The sequence below is a fragment of the Pseudomonas sp. GD03944 genome (assembly GCF_029839275.1).
GTDB lineage: Bacteria > Pseudomonadota > Gammaproteobacteria > Pseudomonadales > Pseudomonadaceae > Aquipseudomonas.
In genome coordinates this window covers 109,950-131,640 of sequence record NZ_JAOCAH010000001.1, presented here as the reverse complement: position 1 = coordinate 131,640, position 21,691 = coordinate 109,950, and the positions used below count along the sequence as shown (strand labels likewise).

At 65.2% G+C, this 21,691-nt stretch carries 15 protein-coding genes; 11 read left to right on the top strand and 4 right to left on the bottom strand.

Annotated elements, in window-relative coordinates:
• Positions 1 to 124 precede the first annotated feature (124 nt).
• Positions 125 to 2,839, top strand: coding sequence for a LuxR C-terminal-related transcriptional regulator (locus N5C28_RS00630; RefSeq protein ID WP_279818897.1), 2,715 nt, complete (start codon positions 125 to 127; stop codon positions 2,837 to 2,839).
• Complete coding sequence (locus N5C28_RS00625; RefSeq protein ID WP_279818894.1) at positions 2,836 to 5,553, top strand: LuxR C-terminal-related transcriptional regulator; 2,718 nt, start codon at positions 2,836 to 2,838, stop codon at positions 5,551 to 5,553. The genes N5C28_RS00630 and N5C28_RS00625 overlap by 4 nt, the downstream gene beginning before the upstream one ends.
• Positions 5,554 to 5,643: 90 nt before the next feature.
• Here the strand turns inward: N5C28_RS00625 and N5C28_RS00620 are convergent, their stop codons facing one another.
• Genes N5C28_RS00620 through N5C28_RS00610 form a run of 3 tightly spaced genes read right to left on the bottom strand, consistent with a single transcriptional unit; the run spans position 5,644 to position 8,702 of the window.
• On the bottom strand, positions 5,644 to 6,627 hold the full coding sequence (locus tag N5C28_RS00620) for an alpha-L-glutamate ligase-like protein (RefSeq protein ID WP_279820295.1): 984 nt from the start codon (positions 6,625 to 6,627) through the stop codon (positions 5,644 to 5,646).
• Positions 6,628 to 6,633: 6 nt separating this feature from the next.
• A complete protein-coding gene (locus N5C28_RS00615; RefSeq protein ID WP_279818891.1) occupies positions 6,634 to 8,160 on the bottom strand; it encodes an inactive transglutaminase family protein in 1,527 nt (508 codons plus the stop codon).
• A gap of 5 nt (positions 8,161 to 8,165) precedes the next feature.
• Complete coding sequence (locus N5C28_RS00610) at positions 8,166 to 8,702, bottom strand: ATP-dependent zinc protease (RefSeq protein WP_279818888.1); 537 nt, start codon at positions 8,700 to 8,702, stop codon at positions 8,166 to 8,168.
• Between the two features lie 309 nt (positions 8,703 to 9,011).
• Between N5C28_RS00610 and N5C28_RS00605 the strand changes: the two genes are divergently transcribed.
• From N5C28_RS00605 to N5C28_RS00580, 6 genes are all read left to right on the top strand, one after another.
• On the top strand, positions 9,012 to 9,722 hold the full coding sequence (locus N5C28_RS00605) for a GntR family transcriptional regulator (protein WP_279818886.1): 711 nt from the start codon (positions 9,012 to 9,014) through the stop codon (positions 9,720 to 9,722).
• Positions 9,719 to 10,606 (top strand): methylisocitrate lyase, encoded by an 888-nt coding sequence (prpB, locus tag N5C28_RS00600; protein WP_279818884.1) that lies wholly within the window; start codon positions 9,719 to 9,721, stop codon positions 10,604 to 10,606. The genes N5C28_RS00605 and prpB overlap by 4 nt, the downstream gene beginning before the upstream one ends.
• A gap of 118 nt (positions 10,607 to 10,724) precedes the next feature.
• Complete coding sequence (gene prpC / locus N5C28_RS00595) at positions 10,725 to 11,885, top strand: 2-methylcitrate synthase (RefSeq protein ID WP_279818882.1); 1,161 nt, start codon at positions 10,725 to 10,727, stop codon at positions 11,883 to 11,885.
• Positions 11,886 to 14,495 (top strand): Fe/S-dependent 2-methylisocitrate dehydratase AcnD, encoded by a 2,610-nt coding sequence (gene acnD / locus N5C28_RS00590; protein ID WP_279818880.1) that lies wholly within the window; start codon positions 11,886 to 11,888, stop codon positions 14,493 to 14,495.
• Between the two features lie 201 nt (positions 14,496 to 14,696).
• Complete coding sequence (prpF, locus tag N5C28_RS00585; RefSeq protein ID WP_279818878.1) at positions 14,697 to 15,884, top strand: 2-methylaconitate cis-trans isomerase PrpF; 1,188 nt, start codon at positions 14,697 to 14,699, stop codon at positions 15,882 to 15,884.
• 33 nt (positions 15,885 to 15,917) lie between these two features.
• On the top strand, positions 15,918 to 16,448 hold the full coding sequence (locus N5C28_RS00580; protein ID WP_279818876.1) for a GNAT family N-acetyltransferase: 531 nt from the start codon (positions 15,918 to 15,920) through the stop codon (positions 16,446 to 16,448).
• A 22-nt stretch (positions 16,449 to 16,470) separates the two neighbouring features.
• Here N5C28_RS00580 and N5C28_RS00575 read toward each other — a convergent pair whose 3' ends face one another.
• Positions 16,471 to 17,289 carry a kinase/pyrophosphorylase gene (locus tag N5C28_RS00575; RefSeq protein ID WP_279818875.1) on the bottom strand — a complete coding sequence of 273 codons (819 nt, stop codon included), beginning with the start codon at positions 17,287 to 17,289 and terminating at the stop codon, positions 16,471 to 16,473.
• A 219-nt stretch (positions 17,290 to 17,508) separates the two neighbouring features.
• On the opposite strand from N5C28_RS00575, the gene ppsA reads away from it, so the two are divergent.
• The 3 genes from ppsA (at position 17,509) to rraA (ending at position 21,677) form a co-directional block, all read left to right on the top strand.
• Positions 17,509 to 19,881 (top strand): phosphoenolpyruvate synthase, encoded by a 2,373-nt coding sequence (ppsA, locus tag N5C28_RS00570; protein ID WP_279818872.1) that lies wholly within the window; start codon positions 17,509 to 17,511, stop codon positions 19,879 to 19,881.
• A 141-nt stretch (positions 19,882 to 20,022) separates the two neighbouring features.
• On the top strand, positions 20,023 to 21,042 hold the full coding sequence (locus tag N5C28_RS00565) for an alpha/beta fold hydrolase (RefSeq protein ID WP_279818871.1): 1,020 nt from the start codon (positions 20,023 to 20,025) through the stop codon (positions 21,040 to 21,042).
• Positions 21,043 to 21,188: 146 nt separating this feature from the next.
• Entirely contained in the window at positions 21,189 to 21,677 is a 489-nt protein-coding gene (rraA, locus tag N5C28_RS00560; RefSeq protein ID WP_279818868.1) for a ribonuclease E activity regulator RraA, read from the top strand.
• Positions 21,678 to 21,691 lie beyond the last annotated feature (14 nt).

Sequence of the window (21,691 nt, the reverse complement as noted above, 5' to 3'; positions counted from 1 at the left end):
CGCGGCCACCATTCATCCTAGGGCCTGTGCGTGGTTTGCTCGGCCGGCCCGGGCTGATTAGTATGAAAAGGTCCCACGATGCTGAACGTGCGTGCAAAAACAATAATTATGAAGGGATCAGGCCATGGATGACGTGCTCAATCCAGCCGCCGGGAGCCTGCTGCGCTCCAGGCTCATGCCGCCCCAGGCGTCGGCTGACTACCTGGCTCGACCTCAGGTCGAGGCCGCACTCAATGCCCATTCCCATGCCCGTCTGCTGCTGGTCTGCGCGCCGGCCGGGTTCGGCAAGACCAGCGCCCTGGCGGCGCTGGCCCAGTCCCGGATCGAGGCGGGCACCGCTGTTGCCTGGGTGTCCCTGGGTCCTGAGGACGATGAGCCGTCGCGCTTCTTCCGCCAGTTGATCGAATCGCTTTCGCGCGTCGTTCCCGGCCTGGGCAGCGAGGCCCTGGCCTACCTGCAGAACACCATGCGCGTGCCGGTGGCGGCGGTGATGGAAAGCCTGCTGGTGGAGCTGTCCACCCTGGAGCAGCCGCTGCTGCTGGTGCTCGACGATGCGCACCTGATCCAGGACAGCGAGCTGCTGAGCGCCCTCAATCGCCTGGTCAAATTCGCCCCGAGCGGCTTCGTCCTGGCCATCGGCAGCCGCTCGCAGCCGGCCCTGAACCTGGCGACACTGCGGGCCAAGGGGCTGCTGGTCGAGCTGGGCGAGCAGGACCTGCGCCTGAGCAAGGCGGAAACCCTGGACTACCTGTCCCGCGGTGGCCTGGAGGTGGACGCCGTGGCCCTCGGGGCGATCTACAACCAGACCGAGGGCTGGATGGTTGGCGTGCACCTGGCCAGCCTGTGGCTGCGCCATCAGCCCCAGGCCTATGCCGAGCGGGTCGAGGTGAGCACCGACCCGGCCGCGGTCGGCGACTACCTGCTGCGCACCGTGTTCGAGCAGTTGCCGGTCGACAAGCAGGAGCTGCTGCTGGCCCTGGGCGTCGCCCAGCAGTTGAGCGGCGACCTGGCCAACGCCCTGACCGGGCGCCAGGATGGCCAGCAACTGCTGGAAGAGCTGGAGGCCATGCAGCTGTTCCTGCTGCCGCTGGACCATGAGCGCCAGTGGTACCGCTTCCACAACCTGTTCGCCGAATTCCTGCGCGGGCGCCTGAAGGACCGTGATCCCGAACGCCTCAAGCAACTGCACTTCAACGCCTGCCTGTGGTTCACCAACCACCACATGCAGAACCTGGCCATCGAGCACGCCTGCCTGGCCGAAGACCCGGAAATGCTCGCGGCCTTGGTCGATGGCTGCGGGCTGGAACTGATCAACCGCGGGCAGCTGAACCTGATCTACAAGTGGCGCCAGCACGTGCCGGATGCCATCGCCGAGCGCTTCCCGGTGCTGGTGCTGGCCGACGTCTGGACCCGCGCCGCCGAGCTGGGCCTGCCGGAAGCCAACCGCATGCTCGATGAGCTGCTGGAGCGCTGGGGCGACCGCACCACCAGCGAGCCCCTGAGCGACAAGCTGCTGGCCACCCTGGCGGTCAAATCGGTGATCGCCCTGCAGAAGGATGATCTGGGCACCTGCATCGCCCTGGCGCGGCGGGTGGAAGGGCAGCTGGGGCAGCACACCGCCTTTCTCGAAGTGGCGATACTGATTGTCGGCGCGCTGGCTAATGTGGTGCTGGCCCAGCCCGAGCAGGCACGCCGTCTGCTGGCCCTGGCCCAGCAGCGCAACCACTTCCTGGAAGGGCGCTACCTGGACATGCAGCTGGGCAACGTGGAGATTCTGCTGTGCCTGGAGCAGGGCCAGGTGAAGCAGGCGGAGCTGCTGTTCGGCCAGTTGCGGGCCAAGACCATCCCCTGGTTCGCCGAGCGCTCCCGGGCCCTGGCGCTGCCGACCATCACCGACGCTCTGATCGCCTACCACCAGGGGCGCCTGGAGGGCATCGAAGAGCGCCTGCGCTGGGCCCTGGCCACGGTGGACGTGATCAACCCCATCGACCTCTACGCCCAGGGCATGCTGTGCATGGCCCATGTGCAGCGGCGCCAGGATGCGCCGAAAGAGGCTTACGCCAGCCTGGTGCTGATGCAGAACCTGGCCGCGCGCAACCAGTCCTGGCGGTTCTATGCCCAGGCCGTGGGCGACGAAGTGGCGCAGATTCTCCAGGAACCGGCCACCGACCGCCTGAAACGCGCCGAGCAGCGCCTCAAGAGCGTCGACTGGCCAAAGCTGGCCGAGCATTACCAGGGGCTGCGCTTCAACCCGGTGAGCTGGGTCCAGGGCCTGACCCGCATTCGCCTGCAGCAGGCCCGGGGGCATTACAGCGAGGCCCTGCACGAAATCACCCAACTGCGCAGCCTGCTCATCGATGACTGGCATGGCCTGCAGCGCCTGCGCCTGGACCTGCTGGCGGCCCTGAGCTACCAGCGCCTGGGCTATCAGGAGCGTGCCCAGAGCCTGCTGGTCCAGTGCCTGGTCGGTGCCGAGCGCGAAGGGGTGCGCAGCCTGTTCATCGAGGAAGGCGAGGCGATCCGCCTGCTCCTGCAGCAACTGGAGGCGGCCGAGCGCCAGCCGGCGTTGCAGGGCTTCATCCGCTCGCTGTTGGCTGGCTGGCCGGGGCACGCGGCGCGTGTCGCCCTTGACCTGACGGAGGAGGGGCTGACCGAGCGCGAGCGCGAGGTGGTGTGCCTGGCGGCGCAGGGCATGTCCAACGACGAGATCGGCCAGCAGTTGTCGCTGGCCCTGGGCACCGTCAAATGGCACCTGCACAACATCTACGAGAAGCTCAAGGTACGCAATCGCACCCAGGCGATCCGTCGTGCCCGCGAGCTGAGCCTGCTTGAATCATGAACAGTCAGACCCATCCACGGCCGCGGGCCGTTCCTCTGCTGCGCACCAAGCTGTTTCCCGCCGATTCGGGCGCCGGGCCGCTGCTGGAGCGGGCGGCACTGATCGAGCGCCTGTTCGCTGCCCGGACTTGCCGCGCCATTGTCCTCAGCGCCCCCGCCGGCTTCGGCAAGAGCACGGTGCTCAGCCAGTTCCGTCGGCGCCTGCAGGCTTCCGGGGCACGGGTCGCCTGGCTGTCTTGCGACGAGCTGGACAGCGAGCCGCAGCGCCTGCTGCAGTACCTGCTCGCGGCGATCGACGCGCAGCTGCCGGGGTTCGGCCGCACCACCGCGCGCCTGTTGCAGGAGAACCTGTCCAACCAGGGGCTGCTCGATGCCTTCGTGGCCGACCTGCGCCGGGTCGAGGGCGAGCTGTACCTGGTGCTCGATGACTTTCATCGGGTGCGCCACCCGGCGCTGGGACCGCTGGTCAATCACCTGATCGAGCATGTGCCGGCCAATGTCCGCCTGATCGCCAGCACGCGCTTCAACTCGATCTTCGCCGACGAACACCCGGCCTTGATGTCCTGGGGGCTGTGGATTCGGGCCGAAGACCTGCGCCTGACCACGGCCGAGACCGAAGCCTATTTCCGCGACGTCAAGCAGATGGTCTTGAGCGAGTCGGAGCTCACGGTGATCCAGGCTCGTACCGAGGGCTGGATCACCGCCTTGCATCTGGTGTCGCTGGCGCTGTCGCGCCATATGGACCGGGCCCAGTTCCTGCGCGTGTTGTCCGGCAGCGAGCGCAACATCGCCGATTACCTGGCGGAAGACGTGCTGGACGGCCTGCCGCCGACCTTGCAGCGCTTTCTCGAACAGACCTCGGTGCTGGATGAATTCAATGCCGAGATGTGCAACGCCCTGACCGGGCGCAGCGACGCCAACGAGATGCTGCAGCGCCTGCAGCGCAAGCAGTTGTTCATCATCCCCCTGGATGACCAGGGCCAGTGGTTCCGCTACCACCACCTGTTCGCCGAGTTCCTCCAGGGGCGGCTGGCGCGCCACGGCGACCCGACGCACCTGCTGCATGCCGCCGCGCGCTGGTGCGAGAACCACGGCCAGGCCGACAAGTCGATCAAGTACGCGCTGCGGGCCCGGGACTACGGTTTTGCCGCCGACCTGCTGGAGCGCCAAGGCGCGCGCCTGATCGCCGGCAACCGGGTGTACGGCATCCTGGCGATCCTCAAGGACATGCCGGCCGAGGTGATCCGCGAGCACCCGGTGTTTCAGATCTTCTATGCCTGGCAATTGGCGTTCGAGCAGAAATACGCCGAAGCCGAAGCGCTGATCGAAGAGGTCAGCACGCGCTTGCTGAAGGGGCGCGGCAAGCTTCTGCATTTCGGCCTGGCCGAGCTGCTGGCTGCGGCCCAGGTGCTCAAGGCCCTGGTGCTGCTCTACCAGGACAAACTGGAGAACTGCCTCAAGGTGGCCCGGCACTGGCTGAGCCTGGTGCCGGACAACCAGCCGGTGTTTCGCGCCAGCCTGTGCTGCATCCAGGCGGCGGCCTATGGGCTGATGGGCGAGTTCGGCGACGCCGCCAAGTCGATCAGCGTGGCCCGCGACAACCTGCGGCAGACCGAAAGCGAGTACCTGCACGTGGTGGTCAGCCTGATCGAATCGCTGATCTGCAAGGAACTGGGCGAACCCGAGCGCGGCCGGGTGCTGGCGGAAACCGCCCGGGCGCGGGTCGAGCAGGTGTTCGGTCGGCGCAGCCGGGTCGGCGGGCCGTTGTCGCTGGCCTATGCCGACCTGCTGTACGAGCAGGACCGGCACGCCGCGATCCTCGCCGAACTGCCGCTGGCCACCACCTGGCGTGACGTGGCCACGCCTATCGAACTGATCAGCCGCGGCAAGCTGGTGATGGCCCGGGCGCGGTTCTTCGCCGGGGAAGGGGAGCAGGCTCTGGCCGAGCTCGACGAGTGGCTGGCCAGCCTGCACGGGCCAGGCTATGAGCGGGTGTACGCCCTGGGCATGAGCTGCAAGGTGCAGTTCCTGCTGTGGCTGAAGCGCCCCAACGAGGCCGAACGCATCTGCCTGCAACTGCAGAGGCACCTGGAGGTGCTGCCGGCCGATCGCTACACCGATGCCGGCACCGCCCTGGTGCTCAGCGAGGCGCGCCTGGCGTTGGTCGAGCGGCGTGCCGACAGGGCCCAGGCCGTGCTGGAGGCCTGTCTGTCGAAACAGTCGGCGGAACACCAGCGCGACCGCAGCCTGCGCCTGTCGCTGCTGCTGGCCGTGGCCTACTGGCGCAAGGGCAATAGCGACAAGGCCTTCGCCTTGCTGCAGCCGACCCTGGAAGAGGCCTGGCGCGAGGGCTACCGGCGCATGTTCCTGGACGATGCCCTGTGGCTGTTGCCGCTGTGGGAGGCCTGGCATGCCGCCCAGCCGGACCAGGCGCGGGCCTGGCAGGGCCTGGCCGAACAGTTGCGCGAGCAGTGCCGGCGATTGTCCGTTGACCTGGAGACCTTCGAGGACAACCAGGACGTCAGCCACCGCGAGCGGGAAATCCTGCGCTTTGTCGCGGCCGGCCTGTCGAACCGCGATATCGCCCAGGCGGTGCACCTGTCCGAGGCGACGATCAAGTGGCACCTGCACAACCTGTTCGCCAAGCTCGGGGTGCGCAGCCGCACCCAGGCAGTGCTCAAAGGCAAAAGCCTGGGGCTGTTGAGCGAGGCCTGATGGGGGGAGGGGCGCTGCGAGTGGCAGGCGCGTCATTGCCCCATGAAAAAGCCCGGCACATGGCCGGGCTTTTTTGTGGGCAGGCAAGGCTCAGAGCGGGGCGGCCGGGATGTGGCCGAACAGCTCCTGGGAGAAGCGCATGCGCTCTTCCGCGGTTTCCTTGATGCCCTTGGCGGCCAACTCGACCAGGCGCGCTTCCACGGCGTGGGCGCGGTGGGTGAGGCCGCAGTCGTTGGCGATCTGGATGTTCAGGCCCGGGCGGGCGTTGAGCTCCAGGATCAGCGGGCCCTTTTCCTGGTCCAGCACCATGTCGACCCCGATGTAGCCCAGGCCGCACAGCTCGTAGCAACCCGCCGCCAGGCGCATGAAGCCGTCCCAGTTGGGCAGTTGCACGCCGTCCACCGCGTTGGTGGTGTCCGGGTGCTTGGTGATCTTGTTGTTCAGCCAGGTGCCGCGCAGGGTCACGCCGGTGGCCAGGTCCACACCCACGCCGATCGCGCCCTGGTGCAGGTTGGCCTTGCCGCCGGACTGGCGTGTCGGCAGGCGCAGCATGGCCATGACCGGGTAGCCCATCAGCACGATGATGCGGATGTCCGGCACGCCTTCGTAGCTGATGCTCTTGAAGATCTGGTCCGGTGTGACGCGGTATTCGATCAGCGCGCGGTCGCGGTGACCGCCCAGGGAGTACAGGCCCGAGAGGATGCTGGAGATCTGCTGCTCGATTTCCTCGTGGCTGATGATCTTGCCCGAGACGGTCTTGTAGCGGTCCTCGAAGCGGTCGGCGATCACCAGGATGCCGTCACCGCCGGCACCCTGTGCCGGCTTGACGACGAAATCGGTGCGCCCGCCGATGATCGTGTCGAGGTTGTCGATTTCCTTCTCGGTGGAGATCACGCCATACATTTCCGGGACATGGATCCCGGCCTGGATGGCGCGCTCCTTGGTGATGATCTTGTCATCGACGATGGGGTAGAGGTGCCGTTGGTTGTACTTCAGCACGTAGTCCGCATTGCGTCGGTTGATGCCCATGATGCCTTTGGCTTCGAGGGCCTTCCATGTCTTCCACAGACCGATCATGGCTCAATCCTTCAGGAAGGCTTTGAAACGGAACAGTTCGGTCAGGCGGTAGCCGCGGTAGCGACCCATCGCCAGCATGAAGCCAACCAGGACCATCAGCACGGCCGGGAAGGTGAACACGAAGTAGACCAGCTCCGGAATGCTCATCAGCAGGTGCGCCAGGGTCGCGGCGAACAGGGTGCCGATGGCGACCTTGAAGGCATGGCTGCCGCCACGTTCTTCCCAGGTGATGGACAGGCGCTCGATGGTCATGGTCAGGATCACCATCGGGAACAGGGCGACCGACAGGCCACGTTCGAGGCCGAGCTTGTGACTGAACAGGCTGATCGCGGCGATCAGCACCACCACGAAGGTCAGCACCACCGACAGGCGCGGCAGCATCTGCAACTTGAGGTGTTCCAGGTACGAGCGCAGTGACAGGCCAAGGGCCGTGATCACCGTGAACAGCATGATGCCGAAGCCCAGCTGGGTTTCGCGGAACGCCAGGGCGATCAGCACCGGGGTGAAGGTACCCAGGGTCTGCAGGCCGCCGAGGTTGCGCAGGATCAGGATGACCAGCACGCCGATCGGGATCATGACCATGATCATGAAGGTCTGCTGGGTCTGCAGCGGCAGGCCGTACAGCGAATACTCGAGGAAGTCGGCGTCGGTGTTCTCGTCGGTCAGCTTGGCCAGGCGGATGGCGTTCATCTCGCTGTTGTTCAGGCTGAAGCTGACTTGGGCCTGCTTGCCGCCTTCGAGGGTGACCAGGTTGTCGTCGCCGATCCACCACACCAGGCGGTCGGCCGGCATGCCTTGCTCACCGGTCTCGGGGTTGAAGTACAGCCACTTGTCGCCGTTGAAGCTGCGCAGCCACAGTTCCGGGCTCTGCTGGATCTCGGCGGCCAGGCGGATGGTGTGCACGCGCTCCATCGGCACGTGGGCGATGGACAGCAGCAGCTCGATGGCCTTGGCCTTGTTGATGGTCGAGGCATCGCCGGCCAGCAACAGCTTCACGTTGTCGTCGTTGGTGTTGTTGAAACGCTTGATGGTTTCGCTGATGAAGGTCTCGACGTCGGCCGAGTGCTGGCGAATCGGGGCCAGCAGTGCTTCGGCGGCGATTTTCTCCGGGCCTTCGACCGGGATGCTGTCGCGGAAGATCGGGCCCTTGGTGGTGGTCTGCTCACCGCTGTAGCGCTTGGTCAGGACCAGGCGGTAGTAGAGGGTCTGCTTGCCACTGGCACGGCGCGCGGACCAGGTCACGCGGCGGTTGCCGTCGGCGCGGTTGATGCTCACGCCGTAGTTGTTCGAGATGAAGCTCTCGTTGAGGCTGACGTAGTCCTGGTTGAGCGGCGGCACGTACATCTGCAGCTTTACCGGCTCGCGCGGGTTGGCCTGGAATTCGACTCTGGCATCGATGTTCCACAGGTCGTCGGTTTCATCCTCGGTGACCGGAATGCCGAGAACGAAGATTTGGTAAGCCGTAATCAGAATGCCCAGGCTCACCAGGAGCGTGATCAGGACTTTCAGATGCAGGGTCAGAGAGCGCATGGAAATTACTCGCCAGGGTTTGCGTCAGTGGCACAGCCAGGTTTCCCTGCTGCGTATTTAAGGCTTGGATCGACCAGTGCGCTGAAGCGTTTGAGGGCTTCGGAGCCAATCAACAGCGGGTATTGGAATGCACTTCGGTCGGTCAAGTTCACTTCGATCCTGCGCAGGGCTCGGCCCATGCAGATATCCATTTCGATTACCGGGCGTGCGGTATAGGTCTTTTCTTCATCAGGATCGTAGTCACCGGCACGGCGCTTGATCTTGCTGATGCGCGCCAGCGGGCGCTCGATGGGGTGGGCGTGGGCGTCGTCGATGGCGAGGTAGAAACGCACCCAGGTTTCGCCGTCACGCTTGAAGCGCTGGATGTCGCGGGCACTGAGCGAGGCGGTCTTGGCGCCGGTGTCGAGTTTGGCGGCGACTTCCAGGTCCAGGGTGTTCAGGCGGACGTATTCGTTGAGGCCATAAATGGTCTTTTCGGCGGCGAGCGCCAGGCCGGGTGACAGCAGCAGGCAAAAGAACAGGGCGAAGGGCTTGAGTCTCATGAGTCCTGGTGGGTGCTCGCTATCGGTGGATCAGGGGGAACGCCGGCGGGGAGGACACTAGTGGCCCCGTGCCTCTGGCTTGGAGTCTAGCAGGCCTGTCGGGCGTGCTCGCCAGGCCGAATTGGGCGGCATTCTACCATGGGGTTTTTCTGCTGCGACAGACGCTTATAAGGGTTTCTGCAAGTAAGGTCAGCGAACGGAGCGAAATCATCGTCTTTCGCTGGATTGTCGACAATGTGTTGGCATGGTTTGACTCCTGATGACTTGAGGCGTAGTTTTTGCCGTAAATGAAACGGCAGTGTCGACAATATGCTGGATACCATCGAAACACCCCAAGTGCTTCAGGATGATTCGGAAACCCTGTCCGAAAACGTCTTCCGGCGTATCCAGTCGGCGATCGTCAAGGGCGAAATCGCCCCGGGCAGCAAGATTTCCGAACCGGAACTGGCTCGTACCTACGGTATCAGCCGCGGGCCGCTGCGCGAGGCCATCCACCGCCTGGAAGGCCAGCGGCTGCTGGTGCGCGTGCCCCATGTCGGTGCCCGGGTGGTGTCGCTCAGCCATGCCGAGCTGATCGAGCTCTACGAAATCCGCGAATCCCTCGAAGGCATGGCCTGTCGCCTGGCGGCCGAACGCATGAGTCAGGGCGAAATCGACGAGCTGCGCCAGGTGCTGGAGCTGCACGAGCGCGATGCCGCGTTCCAGGCCGGCGTCGGCTATTACCAGCAGGAAGGCGACTTCGACTTCCACTACCGGATCATCCAGGGCAGCGGCAACCGCACGCTGGTGCAGATGCTCTGCGGCGAGCTGTATCAGCTGGTGCGCATGTACCGCCTGCAGTTTTCCGCCACGCCCAACCGCCCGCGCCAGGCCTTTGCCGAACACCACCGGATCCTGGACGCCATTGCCGATCGCGATGGCGAGCTGGCTGAACTCCTGATGCGCCGCCACATCGGCGCGTCCAAGCGCAATATCGAGCGTCATTACCAGGACGCCCGCGAACCACGAGGTGATGCATGAACAAGCCCGCTACCCCTGGCCAGCGTTTCCGTGACGCGGTGGCCGCCGAACACCCGTTGCAGGTGATCGGTGCGATCAATGCCAACCACGCGCTGCTGGCCAAGCGCGCCGGCTTCAAGGCGATCTACCTGTCGGGCGGCGGGGTGGCTGCCGGCTCCCTCGGCCTGCCGGACCTGGGCATCAACACCCTGGATGACGTGCTGATCGACGTGCGCCGCATCACCGATGTCTGCGACCTGCCGCTGCTGGTGGACATCGACACCGGCTTCGGCCCCAGCGCCTTCAACATCGAGCGCACGGTCAAGAGCCTGATCAAGGCAGGCGCCGCTGCCGCGCACATTGAGGACCAGGTCGGGGCCAAGCGCTGCGGCCACCGTCCGGGCAAGGAAATCGTTTCCTGCGAGGAAATGGTCGATCGGGTGAAGGCGGCGGCCGATGCCAAGACCGACCCGGCCTTCTTCCTGATCGCCCGCACCGACGCCATCCAGGCCGAGGGCGTGGAGGCGGCCATCGAACGCTGCCAGCGCTACGTGGAGGCGGGGGCCGATGGCATCTTTGCCGAGGCCGCCTATGACCTGCCGACCTACCAGCGTTTTGTCGAGGCGCTGAACGTGCCGGTGCTGGCCAACATCACCGAATTCGGCGCCACGCCGCTGTTCACCCGCGACGAGCTGGCCTCGGTCGGCGTGGCGATCCAGCTCTACCCGCTGTCGGCCTTCCGCGCGGCGAACAAGGCGGCGGAAAGTGTCTACACCTCGATTCGCCAGAACGGCCACCAGAAGGACGTGATCGAGCAGATGCAGACCCGCGCCGAACTCTATGACCGTATCGGCTACCACGCCTTCGAGCAGAAGCTCGACGCGCTCTTCGCCAGTAAAAAGTAAATCAACGTAGGGTGGGCTTCAGCCCACCGCATCAGCGTTACGGGGGGCTGGAGCGGATCGCCGCCCAGCCCACCGTACGCCGAGCGCACCAGAACAATAAAGATCGGAGGAGATAACCATGAGCGCCACTGACACCACCGCCCCGGGCTTCAAGCCGAAGAAATCCGTCGCCCTGAGCGGCACCGCCGCCGGCAACACCGCACTGTGCACCGTCGGCCGCAGCGGCAATGACCTGCATTACCGTGGCTACGACATCCTCGATGTCGCCACCACCTGCGAGTTCGAGGAAATCGCCCACCTGCTGGTGCACGGCAAGCTGCCCACCGCCGCCGAACTCAAGGGCTACAAGGCCAAGCTCAAGGCCCTGCGCGGGATTCCGGCCGCGCTGAAGAGTGCCCTGGAGCAGCTGCCACCTTCCGCGCACCCGATGGACGTGATGCGCACCGGGGTGTCGGTGCTGGGCTGCCTGTCTCCCGAGAAGGACGACCACAACCACCCGGGCGCCCGGGACATCGCCGACAAGCTGATGGCCTCGCTCGGCTCCATGCTGCTGTACTGGTACCACTTCAGCCACAACGGCAAGCGCATCGAGGTGGAAACCGACGATGACTCCATCGGCGGGCACTTCCTCCACCTGCTGCACGGCGAAGCCCCGCGCGACAGCTGGGTGCGGGCCATGCACACCAGCCTGATCCTGTACGCCGAGCATGAATTCAACGCCTCGACCTTCGCCTCCCGGGTGATCGCCGGCACCGGCTCCGACATGTTCTCCGCCATCGCCGGCGGTATCGGTGCGCTGCGCGGGCCCAAGCACGGTGGCGCCAACGAGGTGGCCTTCGAGATCCAGAAACGCTACGACAACCCGGACGAAGCCGAAGCCGACATCCGTGCCCGGGTGGAGAAGAAGGAGGTGGTGATCGGTTTCGGCCACCCGGTCTATACCGTGGCCGACCCGCGCAACAAGGTGATCAAGGACGTCGCGCGCGAGCTGTCCCAGGAGCAGGGCAGTACCAAGATGTACGACATCGCCGAGCGCCTGGAGAGCGTGATGTGGGAGGTCAAGAAGATGTTCCCCAACCTCGACTGGTTCAGCGCCGTCAGCTACCACATGATGGGTGTGCCCACTGCCATGTTCACCCCGTTGTTCGTCATCGCCCGCACCTCGGGCTGGTCAAGCCACGTCATCGAGCAACGCATCGACGGCAAGATCATTCGCCCGAGCGCCAACTATGTCGGCCCCGAAGACCTGGCCTTCGTGCCCCTCAAGGACCGCCAGTAAATGAACAGCCTCTACCGCAAGAACCTGCCGGGTACGGCACTGGACTACTTCGACGCCCGCGAGGCGGTCGAGTCGATCCAGGCCGGCGCCTGGGAAAAGCTGCCTTACACCTCCCGCGTGCTGGCCGAACAGCTGGTGCGCCGCTGCGAGCCGCAGGACCTGACCGCCTCGCTGGAGCAACTGGTCTACCGCAAGCGCGACCTGGATTTCCCCTGGTACCCGGCGCGGGTGGTCTGCCACGACATCCTCGGCCAGACCGCCCTGGTCGACCTGGCTGGCCTGCGCGACGCCATCGCCGAGCAGGGCGGTGACCCGTCCAAGGTCAACCCGGTGGTGCCGACCCAGCTGATCGTCGACCACTCCCTGGCCGTGGAGGCGCCGGGCTTCGACCCGGACGCCTTCGAGAAGAACCGCGCCATCGAGGATCGCCGCAACGAGGACCGCTTCCACTTCATCGACTGGACCAGGACCGCGTTCAAGAACGTCGACGTGATCCCCGCCGGCAATGGGATCATGCACCAGATCAACCTGGAGAAAATGAGCCCGGTGGTCCAGGCGCGCGACGGCGTGGCTTTCCCTGACACCTGCGTCGGCACCGACAGCCATACCCCGCACGTGGACGCCCTGGGCGTGATCGCCATCGGCGTCGGCGGCCTGGAAGCCGAGACCGTGATGCTCGGCCATCCGTCGATGATGCGCCTGCCCGACATCGTCGGTGTCGAGCTGACCGGCAAGCGCCAGCCCGGCATCACCGCCACCGACATCGTCCTGGCCATTACCGAATTCCTGCGCAAGGAGCGGGTGGTGGGCGCCTGGGTCGAATTCTTCGGTGAGGGGGCGGACAGCCTGTCCATCGGCGACCGCGCGACCATTTCCAACATGTGCCCGGAGTACGGCGCTACCGCCTCGATGTTCTACATCGACGAGCAGACCATCGATTACCTGAAGCTCACCGGCCGCGAGCCGGAACAGGTGGCGCTGGTGGAGCACTACGCCCGGACCCTCGGCCTGTGGGGCAGCGCGCTGAAGACCGCCGAATACGAACGGGTGCTGAGCTTCGACCTGGGCACCGTGGGCCGCAACATGGCCGGCCCGTCCAACCCGCACCGCCGCCTGCCGACCTCGGCCCTGGCCGAGCGCGGCATTGCCGACGGCGCCAAGCTGCTCAGCGGCCGGGCCGAAGAAGCCCAGGGCCTGATGCCCGATGGCGCGGTGATCATCGCGGCCATCACCAGCTGCACCAACACCTCCAACCCGCGCAACGTGGTCGCCGCCGGTCTGGTGGCGAAGAAGGCCAACGCCCTGGGGCTGGTGCGCAAGCCCTGGGTGAAAACCTCGTTCGCGCCGGGTTCCAAGGTCGCCCGCCTGTACCTGGAGGAGGCCGGGCTGCTGCCCGAGCTGGAGAAACTCGGTTTCGGCATCGTCGCCTACGCCTGCACCACCTGTAACGGCATGTCCGGCGCGCTGGACCCGGTGATCCAGAAGGAAATCATCGACCGCGACCTGTACGCCACCGCGGTGCTCTCGGGCAACCGCAACTTCGACGGACGCATCCACCCCTATGCCAAGCAGGCGTTCCTCGCCTCGCCGCCGCTGGTGGTGGCCTACGCCATCGCCGGCACCGTGCGCTTCGACATCGAGCAGGACCCGCTGGGCACCGACCGTGACGGCAACCCCGTCACCCTGAAGGACCTGTGGCCCTCCGACGAGGAGATCGACGCCATCGTCGCCGCGTCGGTGAAGCCCGAGCAGTTCAAGCAGGTCTACATCCCGATGTTCGACCTGGGCAGCGTGCAGGAAGCGGAAAGCCCGCTGTACGACTGGCGCCCGATGTCCACCTACATCCGCCGCCCGCCGTACTGGGAAGGCGCGCTGGCCGGCGAGCGCACGCTCAAGGGCATGCTGCCGCTGGCGATCCTGCCGGACAACATCACCACCGACCACCTGTCGCCGTCCAACGCCATCCTGCTGGACAGCGCGGCCGGCGAATACCTGGCGAAAATGGGCCTGCCGGAAGAAGACTTCAACTCCTACGCCACCCACCGCGGCGACCACCTGACCGCGCAGCGCGCCACCTTCGCCAACCCGCAGTTGGTCAATGAAATGGTGGTGGTCGATGGCCAGGTGAAGAAGGGCTCATTGGCCCGGGTCGAGCCGGAAGGCCAGGTGATGCGCATGTGGGAAGCCATCGAGACCTACATGAACCGCAAGCAGAACCTGATCATCGTCGCCGGTGCCGACTACGGCCAGGGCTCGTCCCGCGACTGGGCGGCCAAGGGCGTGCGCCTGGCGGGGGTCGAGGTGATCGTGGCCGAGGGCTTCGAGCGCATCCACCGTACCAACCTGGTGGGCATGGGCGTATTGCCGGTGGAGTTCAAGCCGGGCACCACGCGCCTGACCCTGGGCCTGGACGGCACCGAGACCTACGATATTGAAGGCGTGGTGTCGCCGCGCTGCGACCTGACCCTGGTGGTCAACCGCCGCAACGGGGAGGTGGTCCGGGTGCCGGTGACCTGTCGCCTGGACACCGCCGCGGACGTGAGCGTCTACAACGCCGGTGGTGTGCTGCAGCGTTTTGCCAAGGACTTCCTGCAAGGGGCGGTGGCCTGACGCAGCAAGGGTGGATGACGCTTTTTTCATCCACCGGGCAAACACCGATGGAGGATCGGTGAAGCGTGGTCCACCCTACGAGACATCGCAGTACCGTAGGGTGGATTAACGCTTTTTTCATCCACCAGGCAAATACCGCGGTGGATCGCCATTGCGATTCACCCACCTTTTTTCATGTCACCTGTCAGCCAGGAAGCAATCATGGCCTTTCACGCGCAGATCAAGATCCCCGCCACCTATTTCCGTGGCGGCACCAGCAAGGGCGTGTTCTTCCGCCTGCAGGACCTGCCCGAGCGCTGCCAGGTGCCGGGCGAGGCCCGCGACCGCCTGTTCATGCGGGTGATCGGCAGCCCCGACCCGTATTCCGCCCACATCGACGGCATGGGCGGCGCCACGTCGTCGACCTCCAAATGCGTGATCCTGTCCAAGAGCAGCCAGCCGGGGCACGACGTGGACTACCTCTACGGCCAGGTGTCCATCGACAAGGCGTTCGTCGACTGGAGCGGCAATTGCGGCAACCTCTCCACCGCCGCCGGGGCGTTCGCCATCCACGCTGGATTGGTCGATCCGGCGCGCATTCCGCAGGACGGCACCTGTGTGGTGCGCATCTGGCAAGCCAATATCCAGAAAACCATCATCGCCCACGTGCCGGTCCGTAACGGCCAGGTCCAGGAAACCGGCGACTTCGAGCTCGATGGCGTGACCTTCCCGGCGGCGGAGATCGTGCTGGAATTCCTCGACCCGTCGGATGATGGCGAGGACGGCGGTTCGATGTTCCCCACCGGCAACCTGGTCGATGATCTGGAGGTGCCCGGTGTCGGTACCTTCAAGGCCACCATGATCAGCGCCGGCATTCCCACGGTGTTCGTCAACGCCGCGGACATTGGCTACCAGGGCACCGAATTGCGCGAGGCCATCAATGGCGACCCGGCGCAACTGGCGCGTTTCGAAAAGATTCGCGTGGCCGGCGCACTGCGCATGGGCTTGATCAAGACGGCCGAAGAGGCCGCAACCCGCCAGCACACGCCGAAGATCGCCTTCGTCAGCCCGCCGCAGACCTACCAGGCGTCCAGTGGCAAGGCAGTGCAGGCCAGCGACGTCGACCTGCTGGTCCGTGCGCTGTCCATGGGCAAGCTGCACCACGCGATGATGGGCACCTGCGCAGTGGCCATTGGCACGGCGGCGGCGGTGCCCGGCACCCTGGTCAACCTGGCCGCCGGTGGCGGTGAGCGCAGCGCGGTGCGCTTCGGCCACCCGTCCGGCACCCTGCGCGTTGGCGCCGAGGCGAAACAGGTCGACGGCGAATGGACGGTGACCAAGGCGATCATGAGCCGCAGCGCCCGCATCCTGATGGAAGGCTGGGTGCGCGTGCCCGGGGATGCCTTTTGATGCTGTACCGGACCTGAACAACCCGAGAACCTTATGCCCGCTTTGACGCTACGCGCCGCCGTCGCCTTGGATATCCCGGCGGTGGCCGCCATTTACACCGATCACGTGCTGCACGGGACGGCTTCTTTCGAGATCGAACCACCGAGCGTCGAGGACATGCACCGGCGCCACGCGGCCGTCCTGGCCGCCGGTCTGCCCTACCTGGTCGCGGAGCGGGCGGGGGAGGTGCTCGGTTATGCCTACGCGACGCCGTACAGGCCGCGTCCGGCCTACCGGCACACCATCGAAAACTCGGTCTACGTACGTGCCGACCTGGCGGGCCAGGGCATCGGCCGGGCCTTGCTCGGTGAGCTGATCGCCCTGGTGGAGCGTGGCGACTGGCGGCAGATGGTGGCGGTGATCGGCGACAGCGAAAACCGCGCCTCGATCGCCCTGCATGAGCGCCTGGGCTTCCGCCGGGTGGGCGTGTTCGAGTCGGTGGGGTTCAAGCACGGGCGCTGGCTGGACACGGTGCTCATGCAGCGCAGCCTGGGGGTGGGCGACCGGACGCCAGGTCAGGCCTGAGTGGCGTCCGGCGTTGCGGGGGTTACTTGAGGCGCCGCTCGACGCCTTTTTCTACCAGGACCTTGGCGGAAATCTCTTCCACGGAAAAATGCGTGGAATTGATGAAGTTGATGTTCTCGCGGCGGAACAGGTTCTCCACCTCGCGCACCTCGAACTCGCACTGCGCATAGCTGGCATAGCGGCTGTTGGGCTTGCGCTCGTTGCGGATCGCGGTGAGGCGGTCCGGGTCGATGGTCAGGCCGAACAGCTTGTCCTTGTACTTCTTCAGGGCATTGGGCAACTGCAGGCGCTCCATGTCCTCTTCGGTCAGCGGATAATTGGCCGCACGAATTCCGTATTGCATTGCCATATACAGGCAGGTGGGCGTTTTGCCGCAGCGCGAGACGCCAACCAGGATCAGGTCGGCCTTGTCGTAGTAGTGGGTGCGGGCGCCATCGTCGTTGTCGAGGGCGAAGTTCACCGCTTCGATACGCTCCATGTAGTTGGAGTTGTGCCCGATGGAGTGGGATTTGCCGACCGAATAGGACGAATGGGAGGTCAGTTCCTGCTCCAGGGGAGAAAGAAAGGACGAAAAGATGTCAATCATGAAGCCATTGGACTGCGCCAGGACCTCACGAATCTCCTGGTTGACGATGGTGTCGAAGATGATCGGCCGGGAGCCGTCTTTCTCGGCAGCGGTATTGATTTGTTGTACCATTGCGCGCGCTTTTTCCACGCTGTCGATGTACGGCCGCGTGAGCTTGGTGAACGCGATGGTTTCGAACTGCGCCAAGAGGCTCTGACCCAGGGTTTCGGCGGTGATGCCGGTGCCATCGGAGATGAAGAAAGCGGTTCGTTTCATTTGCGCCATGGGCCTTAAGCTGAGGACGAATCTTGGCTATCATAGGCCCGCTTTTGCTGGCCTGAACGGGTTGGCATTGTTACTTATTTTCCAGGGCCAGGCCACAATCGTGCGGACATGTCCGCCGAGCTTTCCCAGCCCCAGAGAACCGTTTCGAGCCTGCACGGCGGACCTCGACCCGGTTCTGAGCTTTTCCAACATTTTAGTGGAGAGATCACCTTGGCAGAGTACGTAGTTTCCCTCGATAAGCTCGGCAACCACGATGTCGAGCACGTAGGGGGCAAGAACGCCTCCCTGGGCGAGATGATCAGCAACCTGGCCGGCGCCGGTGTATCGGTTCCCGGTGGCTTCGCCACCACCGCCCAGGCGTATCGGGATTTCCTCGAGCAGAGCGGCCTGAACGACCAGATCCACGCTGCCCTGGATGCCCTGGATGTCGATGACGTGAACGCCCTGGCCAAGACCGGTGCGCAGATCCGTCAGTGGGTCATGGACGCGCCGTTCCCGGCCGAGCTGGACGTGCAGATCCGTACCGCCTTCGCCGCCATGTCCGCCGGCAACGACAACATGGCCGTCGCCGTGCGCTCCTCCGCTACTGCCGAAGACCTGCCGGACGCCTCGTTCGCCGGCCAGCAGGAGACTTTCCTCAACATCCGCGGCGTGGACAACGTGATCCGCGCGGCCAAGGAAGTGTTCGCCTCGCTCTTCAACGACCGTGCCATCGCCTACCGTGTGCACCAGGGCTTCGACCACAAGCTGGTCGCCCTGTCCGCCGGTGTGCAGCGCATGGTGCGTTCGGAAACCGGCACCGCCGGCGTGATGTTCACCCTGGACACCGAATCGGGCTTCCGTGACGTGGTGTTCATCACCGGCGCCTACGGCCTCGGCGAGACCGTGGTGCAGGGCGCGGTGAACCCCGACGAGTTCTACGTGCACAAGAAAACCCTGGAAGCGGGCCGCCCGGCCATCCTGCGCCGCAACCTGGGCAGCAAAGCCATCAAGATGATCTACGGCGAAGAAGCCAAGGCCGGCAAGTCGGTCAAGGTGGTCGACGTCGACCGCGCCGACCGTGCCCGTTTCTGCCTCAGCGACGCCGAAGTCAGCGAGCTGGCCAAGCAGGCGCTGATCATCGAGAAACACTACGGCCGCCCGATGGACATCGAGTGGGCCAAAGACGGCGACGACGGCAAGCTGTATATCGTCCAGGCCCGTCCGGAAACCGTGAAGAGCCGCGCCAGCGCCACCGTGATGGAGCGCTACCTGCTCAAGGAAACCGGCACCGTGCTGGTCGAAGGCCGCGCGATTGGCCAGAAGATCGGCGCCGGCAAGGTCCGCGTGATCAATGACGTCTCGGAAATGGACAAGGTCCAGCCGGGCGACGTGCTGGTCTCCGACATGACCGACCCGGACTGGGAGCCGGTGATGAAGCGCGCCAGCGCCATCGTCACCAACCGCGGCGGCCGTACCTGCCACGCGGCGATCATCGCCCGTGAGCTGGGCATTCCGGCCGTGGTCGGTTGCGGCAACGCCACCCAGGTGCTGAAAGACGGTCAGGGCGTGACCGTGTCCTGCGCCGAGGGCGACACCGGCTTCATCTTCGAAGGCGAACTGGGCTTCGACATCCGCAAGAACTCCGTCGATGCCATGCCGGAGCTGCCGTTCAAGATCATGATGAACGTCGGCAACCCGGACCGCGCGTTCGACTTCGCCCAGCTGCCGAACGAAGGGGTGGGCCTGGCCCGTCTGGAATTCATCATCAACCGCATGATCGGCGTGCACCCGAAAGCGCTGCTGAACGTCGCCGGCCTGCCGCCGGAGATCAAGGACAGCGTCGACAAGCGCATCGCCGGCTACGATGACCCGGTCGGTTTCTACGTCGAGAAGCTGGTCGAGGGCATCAGCACCCTGGCCGCGGCGTTCTGGCCGAAGAAGGTCATCGTGCGCCTGTCGGACTTCAAGTCCAACGAATACGCCAACCTGATCGGCGGCAAGCTGTACGAGCCGGAAGAAGAGAACCCGATGCTCGGCTTCCGTGGCGCCTCGCGCTACATCAGCGAATCGTTCCGCGACTGCTTCGAGCTGGAATGCCGTGCGCTGAAGAAAGTGCGCAACGAGATGGGCCTGACCAACGTCGAGATCATGGTGCCGTTCGTGCGCACCCTGGGCGAAGCCAGCCAGGTGGTTGACCTGCTGGCCGAGAACGGCCTGGTTCGCGGTCAGGATGGCCTGAAGGTCATCATGATGTGCGAGCTGCCGTCCAACGCCATCCTGGCCGAGGAATTCCTGGAGTTCTTCGACGGCTTCTCCATCGGTTCCAACGACCTGACCCAGCTGACGCTGGGTCTGGATCGCGACTCCGGCATCGTGGCGCACCTGTTCGACGAGCGTAACCCGGCGGTCAAGAAGCTGCTCTCCAACGCCATCCAGGCGTGCAACAAGGCCGGCAAGTACATCGGCATCTGCGGCCAGGGCCCTTCGGACCACCCGGACCTGGCGCGCTGGCTGATGGAGCAGGGCATCGAGAGCGTCTCGCTGAACCCCGACTCGGTGCTCGACACCTGGTTCTTCCTCGCGGAAGGCCCACAAGCCTGATTCGCCAGTCGACCTAGCTGTACAAGGGCAGGTTGATCCTGCCCTTTTTTGTGGCCTGCCATTGCTGGCGGCCACTGTGCGGGCCGTCGCCAGCGACGTGAAAAGTTGCCCTCGGCAATTTTTTGTACCAGAGCGAGAACGATGCAAAGCAGCAGTGAGCTTTTTCCCGTCGCCCTGATCAGTGCGGAGTTTCGCGGTGATCTGAGCGAGGATGTGTATCGCCTGAAACCAGGCAACAGCAACGATTTCACCGTCGAACTGGCGCTGACCCGACTGGGCCGCGCCGGCGAGGAGGGTGCGCGCGGGGTACCGGTGGTGCTGGTCCCCGGCAGTTTTTCCAACCGCCGTTTCTGGTATTCGCCCAGGGGCATCGGCCTGGGGCCGTACCTGGCGCGTGCCGGTTATGACGTATGGATCGCGGAAATGCGTGGCCACGGCCTGTCGCCGCGCAACCAGGCCTATCGCGCGAACCGGGTCAGCGACTACGCGCGCTACGACCTGCCGGCGATCGCCGCCTTCATCCATGAGCAGAACCCGCAGAAGGCCCACTGGCTGGGGCATTCCCTGGGCGGCGTGACCCTGGCGGGGGCGCTGGGCGGGCGTTACCTGGACGAGGGCCGTATCGCCTCGGCCGTGCTGTTCGGCAGCCAGGTCAGCCGCACCTATTGGCCGTTGAAGATTCCGCCGGTGGAGTGGGCCGCGCGCCTGCTGCTCAGGTGTTTTCCGGTGCTGTCGGGCCATCGCCTCAAGCGCGGCCCGGAAGACGAGCCGATTGGCGTGGCCCTGGAAAGCCTGCGCTGGCATGGCCTGTTCGGTCGTTTCGGCGACAGCGAGCGCGACTGGTGGGCTGGCCTGGCCGAGGTGCGGGTGCCGGTGATGGCGGTGACCGCCACCGGCGACGCTCAGGACCCGGCCTGGGCCTGCCGCGCGCTGCTCGACCAGTTCGGCTCCGCGGTCAGGGAATACCTCTGCCTGGGCAAGGGCGAGGGGTTCACCAGCGATTTCGGGCATGTCGCGATGCTGGTGAGCAAAGAGGCGCAACAGGAAGTCTGGCCGCTGGTGGAACAGTGGTTGCGCAAGAGCCCCCAGGTGGCGGCAGAGGCGGAAATGGCCGCGCTTGAGCGGGATACAGGCATTTCGCCGGAGCCTGCATCCGGCTAATATGTGACGCCAGATGGTTTTCTGGTCATTTTCTGCGGGCAGGCTGGTGCCGTGTTTTCGAATGCGGGGCCCATGCCCTGGATCGACCGGGCCAGAGGCCGTACCGGAATGCGCAACGAACCCTGTTACCCATGAGGAGTTTTGCCATGCACTACATCACGCCTGACTTGTGTGACACCTACCCGGACCTGGTTCAGGTCGTCGAGCCGATGTTCAGCAACTTCGGTGGCCACGACTCCTTCGGCGGCGAGATCGTCACCGTCAAGTGCTTTGAGGACAACTCGGTGGTCAAGGAGCAGGTCGACCTGCCCGGCAAGGGCAAGGTGATGGTGGTGGATGGCGGGGCGTCGATGCGTTGCGCGCTGCTGGGCGACATGCTGGCCGAAAAGGCTGCGAAGAACGGCTGGGAAGGCATCGTGGTGTATGGCTGCGTGCGTGACGTGGACGTGCTGGCGCAGACCGAGCTGGGCATCCAGGCCCTGGCCAGCCACCCGAAGAAGACCGAGAAGCGCGGCATTGGCGACCTCAACGTGCCCGTGACCTTCGGCGGCGTGACCTTCCGCCCGGGCGAGTACCTGTATGCCGACAACAACGGCATCATCGTTTCGCCCAGCCCATTGACCATGCCGGAATGAACCAGGCGATTCGG